At 62.9% G+C, this 18,291-nt stretch carries 14 protein-coding genes; 5 read left to right on the plus strand and 9 right to left on the minus strand.

The genetic code is table 11. The features are described 5' to 3' along the window. Positions 1-215 precede the first annotated feature (215 nt). Positions 216-2,039 (minus strand): sigma-54-dependent Fis family transcriptional regulator, encoded by a 1,824-nt coding sequence (locus U5A58_RS10480; RefSeq protein ID WP_321961402.1) that lies wholly within the window; start codon positions 2,037-2,039, stop codon positions 216-218. A 364-nt stretch (positions 2,040-2,403) separates the two neighbouring features. Between U5A58_RS10480 and U5A58_RS10485 the strand changes: the two genes are divergently transcribed. Further along, positions 2,404-2,622: a hypothetical protein gene (locus U5A58_RS10485; RefSeq protein WP_321961403.1), complete on the plus strand. Its 219-nt coding sequence runs from the start codon at positions 2,404-2,406 to the stop codon at positions 2,620-2,622. A gap of 204 nt (positions 2,623-2,826) precedes the next feature. Here U5A58_RS10485 and U5A58_RS10495 read toward each other — a convergent pair whose 3' ends face one another. Continuing rightward, entirely contained in the window at positions 2,827-3,471 is a 645-nt protein-coding gene (locus tag U5A58_RS10495) for a TetR/AcrR family transcriptional regulator (protein ID WP_321961404.1), read from the minus strand. 276 nt (positions 3,472-3,747) lie between these two features. Between U5A58_RS10495 and U5A58_RS10500 the strand changes: the two genes are divergently transcribed. Genes U5A58_RS10500 through U5A58_RS10510 form a run of 3 tightly spaced genes read left to right on the plus strand, consistent with a single transcriptional unit; the run spans position 3,748 to position 7,327 of the window. After that, positions 3,748-5,358: a bifunctional 3-(3-hydroxy-phenyl)propionate/3-hydroxycinnamic acid hydroxylase gene (locus U5A58_RS10500; RefSeq protein WP_321961405.1), complete on the plus strand. Its 1,611-nt coding sequence runs from the start codon at positions 3,748-3,750 to the stop codon at positions 5,356-5,358. A gap of 13 nt (positions 5,359-5,371) precedes the next feature. Beyond that, complete coding sequence (locus U5A58_RS10505; RefSeq protein ID WP_321961406.1) at positions 5,372-6,430, plus strand: maleylacetate reductase; 1,059 nt, start codon at positions 5,372-5,374, stop codon at positions 6,428-6,430. A gap of 33 nt (positions 6,431-6,463) precedes the next feature. Beyond that, a complete protein-coding gene (locus tag U5A58_RS10510) occupies positions 6,464-7,327 on the plus strand; it encodes an intradiol ring-cleavage dioxygenase (protein ID WP_321961407.1) in 864 nt (287 codons plus the stop codon). Between the two features lie 308 nt (positions 7,328-7,635). Here the strand turns inward: U5A58_RS10510 and U5A58_RS10515 are convergent, their stop codons facing one another. From U5A58_RS10515 to U5A58_RS10540, 6 genes are all read right to left on the minus strand, one after another. Continuing rightward, positions 7,636-8,373: an SDR family oxidoreductase gene (locus U5A58_RS10515; protein ID WP_321961408.1), complete on the minus strand. Its 738-nt coding sequence runs from the start codon at positions 8,371-8,373 to the stop codon at positions 7,636-7,638. Between the two features lie 35 nt (positions 8,374-8,408). Further along, positions 8,409-9,206, minus strand: a complete 798-nt coding sequence (locus tag U5A58_RS10520; protein ID WP_321961409.1) for an isocitrate lyase/phosphoenolpyruvate mutase family protein — start codon at positions 9,204-9,206, stop codon at positions 8,409-8,411. A 28-nt stretch (positions 9,207-9,234) separates the two neighbouring features. After that, on the minus strand, positions 9,235-10,410 hold the full coding sequence (locus U5A58_RS10525) for an MFS transporter (RefSeq protein WP_321910650.1): 1,176 nt from the start codon (positions 10,408-10,410) through the stop codon (positions 9,235-9,237). A gap of 126 nt (positions 10,411-10,536) precedes the next feature. Continuing rightward, entirely contained in the window at positions 10,537-12,015 is a 1,479-nt protein-coding gene (locus U5A58_RS10530; protein WP_321961410.1) for an efflux transporter outer membrane subunit, read from the minus strand. Further along, entirely contained in the window at positions 12,012-15,200 is a 3,189-nt protein-coding gene (locus U5A58_RS10535) for an efflux RND transporter permease subunit (protein ID WP_321961411.1), read from the minus strand. The genes U5A58_RS10530 and U5A58_RS10535 overlap by 4 nt, the downstream gene beginning before the upstream one ends. Further along, on the minus strand, positions 15,197-16,477 hold the full coding sequence (locus U5A58_RS10540; protein ID WP_321961412.1) for an efflux RND transporter periplasmic adaptor subunit: 1,281 nt from the start codon (positions 16,475-16,477) through the stop codon (positions 15,197-15,199). The genes U5A58_RS10535 and U5A58_RS10540 overlap by 4 nt, the downstream gene beginning before the upstream one ends. A gap of 246 nt (positions 16,478-16,723) precedes the next feature. Between U5A58_RS10540 and U5A58_RS10545 the strand changes: the two genes are divergently transcribed. Further along, positions 16,724-17,239, plus strand: a complete 516-nt coding sequence (locus U5A58_RS10545; protein WP_321910864.1) for a helix-turn-helix domain-containing protein — start codon at positions 16,724-16,726, stop codon at positions 17,237-17,239. Between the two features lie 32 nt (positions 17,240-17,271). Here U5A58_RS10545 and U5A58_RS10550 read toward each other — a convergent pair whose 3' ends face one another. Beyond that, positions 17,272-18,174 carry a LysR family transcriptional regulator gene (locus tag U5A58_RS10550; RefSeq protein WP_321910656.1) on the minus strand — a complete coding sequence of 301 codons (903 nt, stop codon included), beginning with the start codon at positions 18,172-18,174 and terminating at the stop codon, positions 17,272-17,274. Positions 18,175-18,291: the final 117 nt, after the last annotated feature.

Here is an 18,291-nt window from a genome sequence, read left to right on the forward strand (position 1 = left end):
ACCAGCGGCTGTTGGCCGCAATTTCATCGCTCAAACGAGCATCGGGAATAACCCGGGTACACGAGCGTGGCGCGCAGCGCGCGCTTGCAATGGCACGTGGCGAATCGATCCAGGCGTGGCGCAGCGTCCACGCGGAAACGGGTCTATTGAATGATTTGCGCGCGCGAGCGCGGCGCCCTGGCTCACGGCCCGCCTGACGCGAGCCGCCGCCTGCTTCAGACTCTCAGGCCGCGGCTCTTGAGCCGGTAGACGAGCTGGGCCCGCGTGATGCCCAGCGTGCGCGCCGCTGCGGAGAGATTGCCGTCGGCCTGGCGAACGGCGCTCTTGAGCAGTGCGGATTCGATGTCGTCGAGCGAAGTCGGCTCCACGTCGCCGCCCAGCCCCATCAGCAGGCTGTTCACTTTCCGGCTCACGCGATCCACCTCGGTGCCCGCCTGGCTTTCCATCTGCGCGAGCAGCGAACCGGACGGTGAGAGGGTGCCGCTGGTGTCGAGGCCGAACAGCGCGGTTTCGATGGTTTCACCGCTGATGAACAGATGCCCGATGTCGATCGCGCCGCCTTCGGGCGCGAGTATCACGCCGCGCTCGACGATGTTCTCCATTTCGCGGATGTTGCCCGGCCAGCCATAGCTCAGCAACGCATCGATTGCGCGGCTCGTGAACCCGGTGACGGGGCGTGCGTGACGCTCGCGGTATTTGTGCAGCATGTGGTTGAGGAGCACGGGCAGATCTTCGCGCCGCTCGCGCAGGGACGGCACACGGATCGGAAAGACGTTGAGCCGGAAATAGAGATCCTCGCGAAAGCGCCCCGCGCGTATCTCGTCCTTGAGATCGAGGTTGGTCGCGGCGACCACGCGCACGTCGACGCGTCGCGTTTGCGTGTCGCCCACGCGCTCGATCTCGCCTTCCTGCAGCGCGCGCAAAAGCTTGCCCTGGGCGGTCGGGCTGAGAATCCCAATCTCGTCGAGGAAGAGCGTGCCGCCGTTGGCACGTTCGAAGCGGCCGGGGCGGCTCTGCGTGGCATCCGTAAAACCGCCTTTCTCTACGCCGAAGAGTTCGGATTCGACCAGTGCCTCGGGAATCGCCGCGCAGTTAACGGCAACGAAGGGCCCGTCGCTACGGCGGCTGATCCGGTGCAGCGTGCGTGCGCACACCTCCTTGCCCACGCCGCTTTCACCGAGAAAGAGCACCGTGGCGTTGGTGTCGGCCACGCGGCGGATCATGTGGCAGACCGCGTTGAAGCCGGGCGATGCGCCCACCATATTGCTGTCGCCGAACGCCGTGGGCGTGGGGCGCTGGCCGAGGTCGGCCACACCGGCGCGCCGTGTGCTTCCGGCGGACAGTCCCTGGGTGAACGACTGCGCCTGCAGGAATCGCAGGTCATTGGCGGCTTCCTCGCCCCATTCCTCGATCGGTTTGCCGATGATGCGACAGTGCGGCTGCCCGAGCCCCCGGCATTCGACTTCGCGGTAAAGAATGGGCCGGCCCATGAAGACGCTCGTGTAGCCACACGCGTAGCCGATCTGCGTCCAGCAGACCGGTTCGACGCCAATGCCATAAATGCGGACGTGCTCCTCGTCCTCGGAGCAGTTCCGCCAGATGAACTCGCCGTGATACACGCCTTTTTCGACGTCGATTTCGACGCGTACGGGCTCGACCTCCGTGAGCCCTTCGAGCATGTGCAACTGCGGGCCCACGGAGAACATGTCCATGATGCTGTTGTCCGGGCGTACGCGGCGCGCCAGCTCGGCGTCGCGCGCGCCCGAGTTGTAGCCCATGCGCGTGAGCAGGCCGCGCGCCATGTCGATGCCGAGGCTTTCGATCAGCTCGCGTCGCAGCGTGCCGATGGACTGGGTATGCAGCAGCACCATGCGCTGATCGTCGAGCCAGATGCGCCCGTCACCGGGAGAAAAGCGCAGCCGTGACATCAAGTCGGCGATATCCGGGTAACGCACGCTATCCACGCGCGCGCCCTTGGGCGTGACCAGTTTCATCGGAGCGCCGTCCTGCGCGAGTGTTTTTTGCTCAGTGCCTGGCATCTCGTCTCCTGAAGGCGCGCGCGACTTTCTTATGATGCCCTGCCTCCGTGCCGCGCTGTCTTACGGATATTCCCCGATGCTGTTTTGATGCATGAGGAAACGCGCAACTCGCGTGGAATTCGCTTATTTCATCAAATCCTACGATCAGCTAACAGTTCTCCGCGCCTCTGCGGCCCATCTAGCGGATGCCGCGCAGGCCGAGCGGATCGACGTCAGCGCACGCCATTCGCGCAATCCCCCTGGCAGGGGCGACATGGCATGTGGATTGCATTAAATGGCGTGCTGCCGGCAGTTCGATCAAAACGGCGGTTGGGTAGCCAGACAGGAGACGATGATGGTCGGGAAACCAGGGTCATTACGAGCCATGGCCGAAAAATGGCTCGCATTGCATCCGGACATGCAGGTGCGCGTTACGCGGCGTGCGCAGGGCGCGAGAAGGAAACGGTCTTGTGTCTATGTCAGTACGGTTTGCGGTATGGGCGAAGTCGGCATGTTCTTTTTCCGTCACGACGATGGCGGCTGGTATATCTTCCCGCCGGGCGAATCGCGACTTTCGATGGGCGTGCTGGCCATTGCGGCTTGAGCGCGATGTGGGAAAGCAAAGACAAGTATGGAACTTCACCATGCCATGCGGGGCATCGGTGAAGCGCGGCGCCGCGCAGGGCGTGGCCGGTGCGATCAAAACGAATAATGCGTGCAGCCGGGTGCGCCACGCCTCGCGATCCGCAAGCGCTTGCATATAGTCGGCATCGGCGATTGCGAGACCGATGCGCCTTCTCGTCGGAAGCTACATGACAACGGACGCCGGCCGGGGACGCGCGGCGAGTTCCGTGGCCGCGTCGATTCCGATGCCGGTCATGCACAGCAATCGGGCCACGATTTCGTCCTTGAGGCCGCCTGAAAGCCGATCCGTCGTAATGGCGAGACTGGCGCCGACGATGGCGTGGGCCGTCAGGTGCCACACGAGTTCAGGGTCCGGCATGCTGAAAAGTCCTGCGCCGATAGCGTTGCGCAGGTCGCGAATCGCAAATGGGCCCATGCGCCGGAACAGCGCGTCTGCGATCACCTCCGAGCGATACAACAGTTCTTTCCAGCGGGTATCGGTCGTTGCGGCTTCGAGCACCGTGCGTATCCCGAACGCGTAGACCGCGGCTGGGTCAGCAAGGCCGGCTGTCGCCCTTTCGATCCGCAGCGCCAGTTCATGCATCATTTCTTCAAGCACCGCAATGGCGAGCTCGTCCTTGGACTTGAAGTAGTTGTAGACCGTCCCGGCGCCGACGTCGGCAAGTTCTGCGATTTCCAGCATCGTCGCGGCGTCGATCCCTTTGTCGCCCATGATCGTGCCGGCCGCCTTGATCAACGCCTCACGGTTGCGGCGCTGACGACGCGCAACGCGTCCTTCCTGTTCGCCCTCTTTGGTCGGTGAATTCATCGAAGTCTGCCCAGATTCAGTTCTGACGATCATTCTAATACGAATCGCACCCCTGGAAAGCGGGGCCTAGCCCCTTGTAAATGCGCTTTCTGGTGGTTCCCCATTTAAATCATGATTATCAGTCGAGGTTGAGTGTTTACCATATGTGACGATAATTCATTTTTGATCTACATTCTGTTTCAAGCGAGGCCCGCAGGCTAACCCGGGCCGAGGCGGCGGTCATCCGCCTTGCCACCCATGCGCTTCGCACTCGGTCACGAATCAAGGAGACAGTTCATGAATGCCCCCGCTTCGAGCGTAAACACCCCCTTTGACGCCGATGTCGCCATCATCGGTGGCGGCCCCGTCGGCACGCTGCTCGCGATCCTGCTCGGTCAGCGTGGCAAGCGGGTTACGCTGGTCGAGCGCTGGTCGCAGGCTTACGGCCGTCCGCGCGCGGTGACGTACGACCACGAGATCGCCCGCATCCTCGCGACGCTCGGGATCGACTCGGAGAACGATCCGGCCATCGCGTACCACGACGAGCTGTACTACTGGAAAGACGTGCACGGCGAAAACCTGCAGATCGTCGACTGGCAGAGCCAGTCCGCGTCGGGCTGGCGAGTGCGTTACTGGTTCAATCAGCCGGATCTCGAAGCGCGCCTGACCCGCATCGTGGACGACATGCGGGGCGTCACGCAGTTGCGCGGCTGGGAGGGCACGCAGCTGGTCCAGGATGGCGAGGGCGTGACGGTGTCGCTGCGGCGCAATCCGCAGGAAGCCGGCAGCAGCGGCGAAACCCGGACACTGCGCGCGAAGTATCTGGTGGGCGCGGATGGGGCGAACAGCTTCGTGCGCGAGGCCCTCGGCATTGAGAATGAGGACAGGGGCTACTTCTTCGACTGGCTGATTCTCGACCTCATCCCGCAGCAGGAATACGCTGCGCAGCCTATGCAGTGGCAACTGTGCGACCCGAAACGTCCGACGACGATCGTGCCGGGCGGCCCGGGCCGGCGCCGCTGGGAGTTCATGGTGCTGCCCGGCGAGTCGGCGGAGGAACTGCAGACGCCCACACGCGCATGGGAGCTGCTAAAACCGTGGGGCATGACGCCGGACAACGCGGAACTGGAACGCAGCGCCGTCTACCGCTTTCAGGCGCGCTGGGCGAAGAGCTGGAACCGTGGCCGCTGCGTCATCGCGGGCGACGCTGCGCATCTGATGCCGCCGTTTGCGGGCGAGGGCATGTGTGCGGGCCTGCGCGATGCGTTTGCGCTTGGCTGGCGTCTGAACGCGATTCTCGAAGGCACGCTGTCCGACGCTGTACTCGACAGCTACACGACCGAGCGCCTCGACCATGCGAAGCACTACATCGAGTTCAGCCAGGAGCTTGGGAAGATCATCTGCATTGCAGACGAAGAGGAAGCCTCCGCGCGCGACGTGAGAATGAAGGCCGACCTCGAGGCACGCAATCACCAGCCTGTGCCGACCGACGTCTGCCATCTGGGCCCCGGGGCCTGGTCCGCCGAAGCCGCGCATGCCGGCGAGTTGTCGGTGCAGGGCATGGTCGTCGCGAACGGCACGCGAGACCGCTTTGACCAGGCTGTCGGCCACGGCTGGTTCGTGATCGGTCTGGATGCCGATCCGGCGGCGGCGCTGGGCAGCGAGCGGTTGGCTCAACTGGCTCTGCTGGAAGGCCGGACCGCGAAGATCGGCACGCCGGGCACGCCTTGCGACGCGGTGGACGTCGAAGCAACCTACAAGCGATGGCTCGCGAGCATCGATGCAACGTATGTCGTGCTGCGCCCGGACTTTTACGTCGCGGCCACCGCGAACAGCGCCGAACTGTTGCGCGAGCGCTTCGACGAACTCGTCGCGAAGCTTCATCTTCGCGTCAGCGAAGTCGTCTGAGTACGGAGTCCTTATGACTGCGAGTTTCACCTACGAAATCAATCCGGGCCGCGTGCTGTTCGGCCCCGGCGCCATCGAAGCCGTCGCGGGCGAGATTGCGCGGCTCGGCGCAAAGCGCGCGCTGATTCTCTCGACACCGTCGCAACAGGCCGACGCGCAGAAACTGGCCGCGCAGATCGGTCCGCTGGCTGCAGGTGTTTTCAGCGAGGCCGCCATGCATACGCCGGTTGCGGTGACGCTCGAGGCGATGGCCGCGTACGAGGCGGCGCGCGCCGACTGCGTGGTCGCGCTCGGCGGCGGCTCGACGATAGGGCTTGGCAAGGCCATTGCGTGGCGCAACAACGCTGCGCAGATCGTGGTCGCGACGACCTACGCGGGATCGGAGGTGACGCCGATCCTCGGTCAGACCGAGGACGGCGTCAAGACGACGATCCGCGACGCGAAAATCCTGCCTGAAGTCGTGATCTACGATCCGGCGCTGACGCTCGGCCTGCCGGTCGAGATGAGCGTGACGAGCGGCCTGAACGCGATTGCGCATGCGGTGGAGGGCGTCTACGCGCGGGATCGAAATCCGGTGACGTCGCTGACGGCCGCCGAAGGCGTGCGGGCGCTGCGCGATGCGCTACGTGTGATCGTCACCCGCCCGGACGATCTCGCTGCGAGGTCCGACGCGCTTTACGGGTCGTGGCTGTGCGGTTCGGTGCTGGGCACGGTCGGCATGTCCTTGCATCACAAGCTCTGCCATACGCTCGGAGGCAGTTTCGATCTGCCTCACGCGCAAACGCACGCCATCGTGCTGCCGCATTCGGCGGCGTACAACGCCCAGGCCGCCGCCCAGGAACTGCGGCCGCTCGCGGATCTGTTCGGCGGCTCGATCGGCGGCGGCCTTTACGACTTCGCCCGCTCGCTCGGCGCGCCGCTCGCCTTGAAAGACCTCGGGTTGAAGGAGTCCCAGCTCGACGCTGCGGCGGACCTCGCCGTGAAGAATCCGTACTGGAATCCGCGCCCCGTCGAACGTGAAGCCGTTCGCGCGCTGCTGCAGCGCGCGTGGGAAGGCGCACGGCCGGAGTAGCGGTCCGTCAACTCATTCAAAGGAATCAGCAACATGTCCCAGTTCTTTACCGAAGAGGGCTCGGCCCAGGCCGTCAACGCGCGCATGGGCGCAGACATCGAGCCGCGCTTGAAGACCGTCATGGCTTCGCTCGTGAAGCACCTTCACGCGTTTATCAAGGACGTCCATCTCACGCACGATGAGTGGGAAGCCGCAATCGGCTTCCTGACCCGGACCGGGCAGATCTGCGGCAACGAGCGCCAGGAGTTCATTCTCCTGAGCGACACATTGGGGGCGTCGATGCTGGTCGATGCGATCAACCACCGTCGCCCCGCGGGCGCGACCGAGAATACCGTGCTCGGCCCGTTCCACGTCGTCGACGCACCGGAGCGGGAGATGGGTGCGTGCATTACGCTCGACGGCAAGGGTGAAAGCTGTGCGTTCGAAGGGCGCGTGGTCGATCTCCAGGGCAATCCGGTGAGCGGCGCGCGGCTCGACGTTTGGTCAGACAACCCGGACGGCTTCTACGACGTCCAGCAACCCGGCATCCAGCCGAAATGGAACAATCGCGGCATTTTTACGACTGGCGAGGATGGGCATTACCGCTTCATCGGTATCAAGCCGGTGTCGTACCCGATTCCGGACGATGGACCGGTGGGCAAGATGCTTGCCGCACTCGGCCGGCATCCGTACCGCCCCGCGCACATGCACTTCATCGTGAAGGCGCCTGGATTCGAAACGATTGTGACGCACACGTTCGCGGGCGCCGACGCGTACCTCAACTCCGATGCCGTATTCGGTGTCAAAGAGACACTGGTGGCGCCGTTCGAGCGCGTCACCGACGGCAGCACGGTCTGGCGCTCGCCATTCGATTTCGTGCTGACGCCGGTGGGCAGCGGCGGGACGACCGGGGCATGACGATGTGGCGTAGTGTTGCTCCGTTCGACTGGGCAGTTTGACTGGGAAGGTAGAACCCGGGCCGGCAGCCGTTGGTGACGGTGACGGCCCGCAGCAGCAACGGCAGGCCGCCCCGCGAAATAGCGAAACCGCCGAAAGGCCGAGCGTTTAACTAAGCATGGCTAACTAAAAGATAACGTATCGGTTCAGGTCAATGGCAGACATATTGAAGGAGACACTCCGGCATCTCGTGCGTCTGTGCGGCATGCGCTTTCGAGCTTGAAGACCCGTTGCACGCATGCCGCCCATACCGAAGCCTGTGTGGTCGCTCAAGCGTTAGCGCCGCCGTCAACGGTGAGCGTGGCGCCCGTCACGTAACTGGCGTTGGCGCTCGCGAGGAAGACCACGGCTTGCGCAATGTCTTCGCCTTTGCCGTAGTCGCCGGTAGCCGTCAGCGATTTCAGCGTCGGCCCGAACGGACCTTCCACCGGGTTCATGTCGGTATTGATGGAGCCGGGCTGGACGAGATTTGCGGTAATGCCTTGCGGGCCCAGTTCTCTCGCCAGCCCCTGGGTGAACGCCACAAGAGCGGACTTGGAACTTGCGTATACGCCGAGCAGCGAGGCCGGGACCCGGTCGGCGAAGTAACTGCCGATCGAAATAATTCGCCCTCCCGCCTCCAGGTGGGGGATTGCGGCCTTCGCGGCCACGATAGGCGCGCGCACATTGACGTTGAGCGTCGCGTCGATGTCTTCGAGGGAAATATCCTTGACATTGCCCATCCGAAGAATACCGGCGTTGTTCACCAGGATATCGAGCCCACCCAATGCTTCGACGGTCTTCTGCACGGACGCCTGGACTGCCGACGCATTGGCGCTATCCGCCTGGATGGCGACACCGCGCCGGCCTTCCGCCTCGATCGCCTTTACAACGCTCGCGGCCTGCTCTGTCGACTTTTCATAGGTGATCGCCACATCTGCGCCCGCGGCCGCTAGTGCCTTTGCGATTGCAGCACCGATGCCGCGGCTTGCTCCGGTGACCAGAGCGCGTTTGCCATTGAGTGTCATTTCAATCTCCATTGCGTGATGGTGGATACAGTCAGTTATGCGAAAAGACCTTGGATTTCGGAATACGGCAGGGGATGGCTATCGAGAGCTTCAAAACGGCCGCTCTCCAGAAAGTCTTGTGCGAGGGTCTTCGCCTTCGCGAGCACGGCTTGCGAAATGGCGCTACCTGCACTTAAGCGCCGCACGCCCAGTTTTCCGAGCGTCGTTGCGTCGGCGAGTCCTGGTACGGCCATGACGTTAAGCGGCAAGCGAATGGCGCCGACGATCGTTTCGATATCGGATGACCGCGCGAGCGCCGGAAGGAAAAGACCGTCCGCGCCGGCTGACGCATACAGATTGCCGCGAGCGATCGACTCTTCCGGCTGCTTCGATGGTTCAGCGAGCCGTGCAAGAAATACGTCGCTGCGCGCGTTGACGAAGAGATCCGAGCCCGATTTCGCAACGGCATGCCTGATCGCCTCGATCTTCAAGGCGAGAAGCGATGCCGGGTCTGTACCGTCTTCGATATTGATCCCGGCGACGCCAAGATCCACCAGCCGCATGACATGGCCTGCAACGGTTTTGGGATCGTCTGAATAGCCATGTTCGATATCGACCGACAAAGGCACGTTCAGCACGCGAATCATGCGTCGAACGCAAGCCGTGACTTCGTCGAACGGCAGCATGCGGCCGTCCGGGTATCCCAATGCCCATGCAAAGCCTGCGCTGGTCGTGGCGATTGCGGGGGACCCCAACGCCTCGATGAGGCGTGCACTGCCGGCATCCCAGGCATTCGGCAGCCGCAGCGGCGAGGTATTGTCGTGCAACTGACGGAATGTGTTTGCGTTAGACATGGCTCTTTCCTTGTATCGGGATGGAAGCTCAAGCCGCTACTGCGCGCTTTGCCGGGTTCGCAGACGCTGCAATGCGCCGCGTTGCGAGTTCGGAAACAAGAATCGCGATGACCACGGGAATGCTCGAGAGGTAGCCCAGGTTGTGACTGCCGATGACCGGGATCACGGCGGCGCCGAGCGCGCCCGCGATGGAGACACCCACATAAGTCGCCGAAGTATTCAGGCCTACCAGCACGGCGGTCATCGGCGGATTCAGGCTCGCGAGGCGGAACTGCTGCGGCACCAGCACGCCCCATGCGCAGGCGCCCCAGATCGTGACGGCGATCGCTGCGCTCCAGAGATGTGCGCCGGTGATCGGCATGGTGAGAATGACGATTGCAACGATGGCCAGCTTGATCATGACGACCTTGTGCGAACCGATCCTGTCGAGAATTCGCCCCGTCAGCAGATTCGAGCAGGTTCCGGCTAGGCCCCAAAGCACCAGCAGTCCACCGAGCACCGTGGCGCTGTGGCCGGTGGCACGGTCGAACACGACGGAGAAGTAGCTGAAGATGATGAAGGTGCCGATCTGGGCCAGCACCGTCGTCGTGAGCGTGAGTCCCACGCGGGAGTCGGTGAGCGGAGACAGGCGCTTGCTAAGCGAGATGGCCGGCGGCAGCGGCACTTCAGGCAAGAACGCCAGGATGCCGGCGAATGCGGCCGCGCCGAGTGCGGCGACGAGAACGAGCGTCCAGTGCCAGCTGGCGAGGCCGCCGATCACGGCGCCGATGGGCGAGCCCAGCGCGGTAGCGGTCGTCAAACCCGCCACGATGATGGACAACGCATAGCCACGACGCTCCGGCGGCACGAGCGATGCGCCCGTTCCGCTGGCAGTGGGCGAGAACATGGCTGCGCCCAGACCCGCGAGAGCGCGGGTGGCCAACGCGATGCCGAGATTCGGCGCCACGATGGTGCCGAGATTGGCGATCACGAACAAGCCGATGCCGCTGAGCAGCAGACGCTTTCGTGCGACGTTCGCAGCAAGCGCTGCAATGGTTGGGCCGAGCAGCGCATAGCTCAGTGCATAGACACTGATGAGCTGGCCCGCAGCGCCGATGCTGACGCCAAACGAGTGCGCGATTTCAGGCAGGATGCCCGCAAAGACGAAGCTATCAGTGCCGAGCGCGAACATGCCGAGTGAGAGTGTTAGAAGACGGCGATCCATGTCGACCTCTCCAGAAAAATGAGAACGTTAGTCTTGTGACGAAACTATAGGGAAGCTGCCTGGATCGCACTACGGGCCGCAAGCAGGAAGCTGTTCCCCATAAACCGGTTAAGTGGTGTCTGCGGCTTAGTTGGCCTGAGCCAGCTGCTGGTGCGGGGCGTCCCATCCGCCTCCCAGCGAGCGGAACGTTCGTACTGCCGCGCGGGCAGCGTCCGCCTTCGTTGCGTCGAGATCGTCGCGTGCGTCGAGGAGTTGCCGGTCGGCGTCGAGCACATCGGTCAGCGTGATCGAGCCCGCGCGATACGCTTTCTCCGAAAGGTCGCGCGCCTTCGTCAATGCGTCGACTTCCTGTTGAATTTCCTGCGCGCGTATCTCCGTTTGCGAGAGCGTCATCAAGGCGTCTTCGACGTCTTCGGTCGCTTTGAGCGCGGCCTCGCGATACTGCGCCAGGGCTTGCGCGTACGCTCCACGCGCATTTTTGACTTCTGCGTCCACCTTGCCGAAATCGAACAGACGCCATTGCAGCGCGCCGGTCCCCACGGGTTGGAACGACTTTGCGCTCAGGAAGTGGCTGGCCGAGATGCTGTCGAATCCCAATGCGCCAGAGAGCGAAATCTTCGGGTAGTAATCGGCGATTGCGACGCCGATGGCTTCGTTCGACGCCGCCAGATGGCGCTCCGCAGCGATGATGTCAGGTCGACGCCGCAGAACGTCCACGGGCTGATCCGCGCTGCCAATGGCAGGCACGTCGGGAATGGCACCAGGGTTCGTGGCGAGTTCCGCCGCATAGGTCCCAGGCTGCGCGCCCATCAGCACATCGAGCCGGTTCAATTGCGCTTCGAGCGCCACGCGCAAGGTCGGCACGGTGGCACGTGCGCCACGCAGCAACGCTTCAGCCTGAGCGACTTCGCGTTCGTCGGACGCACCGGCCTGTTTGCGCGCTTTCACGAGTTCCAGCAAACGCGCGTCGGTATCCACCTGATCCTGGGTAACGGCCAGCTCCGCCTGCAGCCCTCTGATTTGCAGGTAGGCGTCGGCCGCGTCGGCGGCAACCGTCACGCGCGTTCCCATTTGAGAGGCTTCGGCGGCCTGCTCTTCTTCGGTGGCTGCCGCGTGCGCGCGCCGCAGTCCACCGGCGAGGTCGATTTCCCAGCTGGCCGTTGCGCCCGCGATGTACTCCTTCTGATCGCGGCTGTAGTTGGGGAACGCGCTCGCAAGGGCGCCAAGCGGACTCTGCACGCTCTGGTGCAACGCGGTGTACGACGCGTTGGCATCCACCGTCGGCAGCAGCTGGGCACCCGCTGCCTGGGCCGCAGCGCGCGACTGGGCGACGCGCGCCATCGCGGCCTGAATATCGAGGTTTTGATCGAGCGCCCGTTGCACCACCTTGACTAGTTCGGGGTCATTGAACCCGGTCCACCAGCTATCGAGGCTCGGGGCCGGCAACGTCGTTTGCCGGTCGGCCACGATCTTCGCGTTGTGAAACGGCGCCATCTCCGTAGTGGGCGCAACATAGTTCGGCCCAACAGCACAGCCCGCAAGAAACGCGCTGACGATCAGACTACCCGCGAGCGCTTTCGAAGTCCTGGATACGAAGCCGTTCATTTCACTTCTCCACTGCGAAGTTGCCGCAAGGCAGCCGTGCCTTTCACGCCGAGCTTGCGAACGAAGGCGTAAAACCCCGGGGTGAAGGCGAGCCCGAAGATCGTCACGCCGAGCATGCCGAAGAACACCGTTGTGCCGAGCGATTGCCGCATTTCCGAGCCTGCGCCGCTCGCAATGGCGAGCGGCGCCACGCCCGCGATAAAGGCAAACGACGTCATCAGGATCGGGCGCAGCCGCACATGGGCCGCATGGGTGGCGGCGTCCTCGGCATCGACCCCGTCTTCCTCCTGGCGCTGTCTCGCGAACTCGACGATGAGGATGGCGTTCTTGGCGGCCAGTCCGACGAGCACCACGAAGCCAATTTGCGCAAGAATGTCGATGGGCATGCCTCGCATGTTCAGACCGATGGCCGCTGCGAGCAGACACATCGGCACGATCAGCACGATCGCAAGCGGCGTTTTCCAGCTTTCATATTGCGCGGCGAGCACGAGGAAGACGAACAGCGCCGACGCCGCGAAGATCACGAGCGGCGACATGGTCTGCTCTTTTTGCTGGTGGGCGAGATCGGTCCACTCATACGTGATGCCGTTGGGCAGGACCTGTCCGGCGAGTTGTTCCATGTGTTCGATGGCTTCGCCCGACGAGAATCCGGGCGCGGCCGCCCCCATGATTTCCGCTGCGGGGTACATGTTGTAGCGCGGCACGCGATACGGCTGGGTGGTATTCCTGAAGGTCGCCACACTGCTGATCGGCACCATGTCTCCCATCGCGTTGCGCACCTTGAGTCTGCCGATGTCGTCAGGTGTCCTCCGGAACGCTTCATCGCCCTGAACCCGCACTTGATACGTACGTCCCATGAAGTTGAAGTCGTTCACGTACTGCGAACCTAAGTAAAGGTCCATCGTGGAAAACACATCCGTGGGGGTAAGGCCGAGCTTTTCTGCCTTGAGGCGATCGATGTCGGCGTAGACAGACGGTGCGCCCGCGTTGTAAAGCGTGAACACGCCGCCGAACACCTTGTCCTTGTTGGCCGCGGCCACGAGTGCGTGCGCTGCGTCGGCGAGCGCCTGGGGCCCCAGTCCGCCACGGTCTTCCAGCATCAGCTTGAAGCCACCCGCCGCGCCCAGCCCTTGCACGGGCGGCGGATTGACCACGACGACCACGGCGTCCTTGACACCCGCGACGCGCTTGCGCAGTTCGACCAACGTCGACGCGGCATTCACGCCAGGAACATGCTTGCCGTACAGCGAAGGCAATCCGTAGAACAGCGTGCCCACGTTGGGCGCGATCGTGCCCGTCGTGACGTCGAAGCCCGACACGGGCGACGTGTGAGTGACGCCCTTGAGTCCCGGCGTTTCGAGCACGATGTCGTTGATCTCGCGGATCACCTTGTCGGTGCGTTCGAGACTCGCGCCCGGAGGCAGGAACGCGATCACAGCCTGATAGCCGATGTCCTGCTCGGGAATGAAGCCGGTGGGCATTCTCGACATCTGCAAGGCCGTTGCGCCAATCAGACCGGCATAGACGATCAGCATGACGGTGGTCGCGCGAACGAAGCGGCTCGTCATCTTTCCGTACCGCGACGACAGCCAGTCGAACGAGCGATTGAACCGGCCAAACACCGCATGATGGAGGCGGCCCAGCACCGTCGAGCCGCCGTGCGGCTTCTCCATCTCGTGCGGCTTGAGCAGCACCGCGCACAGGGCTGGGCTCAGCGTAAGCGAGACGAAGCATGAGATCACGGTGGAGGCGGCGATCGTGATCGCGAACTGCTTGAAGAACAACCCCGAGATGCCGGACATCAACGCAGTGGGCCCGAACACCGCACACAGCGTGAGCGCAATGGCGATGATCGCTGTCGAGACCTCGTCCATCGTTCGATGGGCGGCTTCTTTCGGCGACATGCCAAGCGCCATGTTGCGTTCGACGTTCTCGACCACCACGATGGCGTCGTCCACGACAATCCCAACCGCGAGCACCAGTCCGAACAGCGAAAGGTTGTTGATCGACGCGCCGAACAACGAAAGGACGGTGAACGTGCCGACCAGCGAAACCGGGATCGCGACAACCGGGATGATCGTGGCGCGCCAGTTCTGCAGGAACAGATACACCACGCCGACTACCAGCAAAATGGCGATGCCGATGGTTTTGGCAACCTCGTGAATCGACTGGGAAACAAAGGTAGTCGGGTCGTAAATCTTGATGTAGTCGACGCCGGGCGGAAAGCGTTTTTTCAGCTCGGCCATTTTGGCCCACACGTCATGCTCGACCTGCACGACGTTCGCATCGGGCGTGGCGATGACGAACCACGGCGTGGCGGCATACCGGTCGGCATACGCCTTGGAGCCGTAGTCCACGGAGCCGAGTTCGACGCGGCCGATATCGCGAATGCGTGTAACGCGTCCCTGTGCATCGGACTTGACGACGACGTCGCCGAACTGCTCGGGGGTCGAGAGACGGCCGAGCGCGTCGATGTTGATCTGATACGCGCCCGTCCCGTTGTTCGACACCGGAGGCTGATTGAGCACCCCGGCGGAAACGGCGGCGTTCTGCGCGCGAAGTACGGCGAGTATTTCGCTGGCGCTGATGTTGTACGAAGCGGCTTTGTCCGGATCGATCCAGATTCGCATCGCGTACTGCCGCTCGCCGAACAGCTGAAAGTCCGACACGCCCGGCAAGCGCGCGATCTGATCGCGTACCTTGAGCATGTAGTTCGACAGGTATTCGGGACTGCGGGAACCGTCGGGCGAATAGACGTGCACGCCAAGCAGCAGCGCCTGGATGGTCTTCTTCACCTGGACTCCCTGCAACTGCACTTCCACAGGCAGGCGCGACAGCGTGTCTTCCACACGGCTGCGTGTGAGCAAGAGGGCTGTGTTCGGGTCCGTGCCGACCTTGAAGATCACCGTGATCGTCAACTGACCGTTGCTGGTCGATTGGCTCGAAATGTAATCCATGTTCTCGACGCCATTGACGGACTGCTCGAGCGGCGTCGCAACGGTGCGCGCAATGGTATCGGCCGACGCACCCGGATACGAGGTCGTGATCTGAATGGTCGTGGGAACGATGTTCGGATACTGGGCCACGGGCAGCTTCATCATGGTCGCCAGTCCAATGAGTACAGCGAATATGTTGAGCACCGCGGCAAAGCGCGGGTGCTCAATAAAGAAGTGAGTCAGTTTCATGATTTTGCTCCTTCATCGCCGTGCTCTGCCGAGAACCGGATCGATCCTGCGTGCGGGGAAATCTTCGAGCCGGGGTGGACCGCGGGAATGCCGTCGATCACGATCCGGTCGGTCGGCGCAAGCCCGGACCGGATGACGCGCAGACCGCCTCGCAGGTCGCCGACCTCCACCTTTCTGGGCGTGGCCACGTTGTCCTCTCCCACGACGTACACCATGTGGTCCGTTTGATCTTCGAGCACGGCGGCATCGGGAACGAGCAACGCCGGATGCGGCGCAGTCGTCGCGAGGCGCAGGCGGGCGAAGCCGCCGGGCGTCAATGAGAGGTCGCCATTCGGGATCGTTGCGCGCGCATGGATCGTGCCGCTCGCGCGATCGAGCGTGTTGTCGATAAAGTTGAGCGTGCCCGTACGCGTGTACCCGCTGTCGCCTGTCGGCGAAAGCGTTACGGTGTCGGCCAGGGGGCCGCTCTGGTTTTCGCGTGAGCGCTGGAAGGCGGCGTAGTCGCTTTCGCTGATATCGAAATCGAGGTAGATCGGGTCCAGCGAAACGATGGTCGCAAGCAGCGTTGTCGGGCCCGTGCCGGCGCGGCTGCCGGATACCAGATTGCCCGTCGACACGAGATGCGTGCCGATTCGGCCGGTGAACGGCGCGGTAATCTTGCAGCGATCGAGGTCGAACCTTGCGTCGCGAACGAGGGCGTTCGCGTTGTCGACGGCCGCCTGTGCCGCGCGCTGCTCGGCGACTTTCTGGTCGACGTTCTCGACCGTTCCCGCCTCCGAACGCTGCAGTTCCTGTGCACGGGCCAGTTCCCGCGTGGCGAGCGCCAGCCGGGCGTTTGCGGATTCGAGTTCGGCCATCGCTTCGCTCAACTTGATCTGATAGGGCTCCGGGTCGATTTCGAAAAGCAGATCGCCTTGATGGACGATGTCGCCGTCCTTGAAGTTGATCCGCGTGAGCGTGCCCCCGACCTGGGCACGCAATTCAACGCGATTGACCGCTGAAAACTGGCCGAGAAACCCGAGCCGGCCTTCGATATTTCGCTGGAGTGGCGCGCTGATGCTCACTGATGGAGGAGGCGGAGCGGCAACGGACGCGGCACTTGACCCGTGCATATGAAACGCCGTGGCCGCGGCGGCGACGATCACGACGGTGGCAACACCTTTACCGACCCATCGAACGGAGCCGGACGTCGCCGAGCGCCGTGGAGTCGTAATCTCCACCTCGGTCTGATCAATTCGGTTATTCATGGCATTCCTAAGTGTTTGAACAGGTTGCACGGCGAACAGAGGTGTCGCGGTTTGCCCGTCGGATGATCAATGTTTGCTATCTGGTATGACGATAGCGGGGTGATCCGGAGTGAGGCAGCGATCCGGGGTGACTTTTCCCGGAACAACTGCCGGCTAAGTTTCGTGACGCAACTATAGGGAACGCCGTTGCGTCACGCTACGGGCCGAAACCGGGAAGCTATTCCCCAGAATCTGGTTAAGTTGCATGACGAAACTTCGGCTACGATGCGTTTCATCATGTACAGAAAACGCTTCGATGGAATGGACTGCTCGATCGCTCGCGCCCTCGACGAGGTTGGCGAGTGGTGGACGCTTTTGATCGTTCGGGAGTGCACGCAAGGCAGCAGGCGCTTCGACGAATTCCAGAGCGGGCTCGGCATCGCCCGTAATGTCCTCACGGCACGGCTCGAACGTCTGATCGAACTGGATATTCTTGAGCGGTTCCCGGTCGCGGAACGGGCAAACACGTTTGGCTACCGCTTGACCTCGAAAGGGGCGGACCTGTACCCGGTGCTGGTCGCGCTCATGCAATGGGGGGACAAGTGGCTTGCGCCGAATGGAAAGCCGCGGATCGCATTGGTAGAGCATGCGAGCGGGAACCCCGTCGAGGCGGTGGAGGTTCGCGCAACGACCGGGCAGGCGCTCACGTATCGAGACGTTCGGTTCGCTGCCGGTCCAGGCGCGACGCAAACAACGCGCGAGTTGATCGACGAGCGCAATGACCGGGTACTCGGCGATCAACCGGGCGAGTGATGAGTTTTGAGGGCGGTCGTCCCTGGCCCAGCTTAGCGCCGCTTTTGCTTGCCGAATCTGGACATCGATTCCCTGAGCCTGGGCGCCGCGAAGTCGATGAAATGGCGAAGTTTTACGGCCATGAGGTTTCTGGACACATGAACCAGATGCACAGGCACAGGCTCAACTTCGAACTGAGGCAGGAGTATTTCGAGCTGGCCGTTTCGAAGCGCTTCATCGGCATCGTGCTCGAATACGAAGGTGATGCCCACGTTGTCCACGGCGGCGCTCACTGCGGCGTCGGGTGAAGTCACCTCGAGCCGAGGCTTCACTTCGAGCAGATAGACCTTGTGGGTGGCGGGAAGGCGAAAGCGCCACGGCGAAAGATACGGGCTGTTGAAGACGATGCACGAATACTTCACGAGATCATCGGGCTCGCGCGGCAGCGTGTGTTGGCCGAGGAAGGCCGGACTTGCGCAGACGACCGGCCGCAGTGAACCTATGCGCGTCGCGATCATGCTGCTATCGGCGAGTTCGCCGATGCGCACTGCGAGGTCGGCGTGCGAATCGATGAGGTCGATGTTTCGATCGGAAAGCAGGAGCCGAACGGTGATGTCCGGATACTGAGCGAGGAACTGATTGATGACGGGCAAGACATGCAGGCGGCCCAACTGCACGGGTGCAGTCACGACCAGTTCCCCTTTTGCTGTCGCAAACTCGCCCGTGGCTTCGCGCTCCTGTTCGCGCACGAGGTCGAGGATGCGCCGCGCCGCTGCGACGTATGCGATACCCGCGTCGGTCAAGGTCAGCTTTCGCGTGGTTCGTATCAGCAAGCGGGTTCCCAGCATCTCCTCAAGATCGGCAACTTTACGAGTGAGTGTGCTGACTGGAATCTTCAGTTCGCGAGCTGCTGCCGACAGGCTGCCCCTGTCCACTGCACCCAGCAACATTTCCATGGCTTCTAGTCGGTCCAACGCGTTCGCCCACGTGGAATCAGGTCGCCCAATTGTATGGGAAGTTCAGGCCGGCGTGGCGGCTTGTTCAGTCCATAGCGTGACTTTACGAAAACATCT

Origin of the sequence: Paraburkholderia sp. J7 (assembly GCF_905220155.1) — a bacterium.
Taxonomy (GTDB): domain Bacteria; phylum Pseudomonadota; class Gammaproteobacteria; order Burkholderiales; family Burkholderiaceae; genus Paraburkholderia.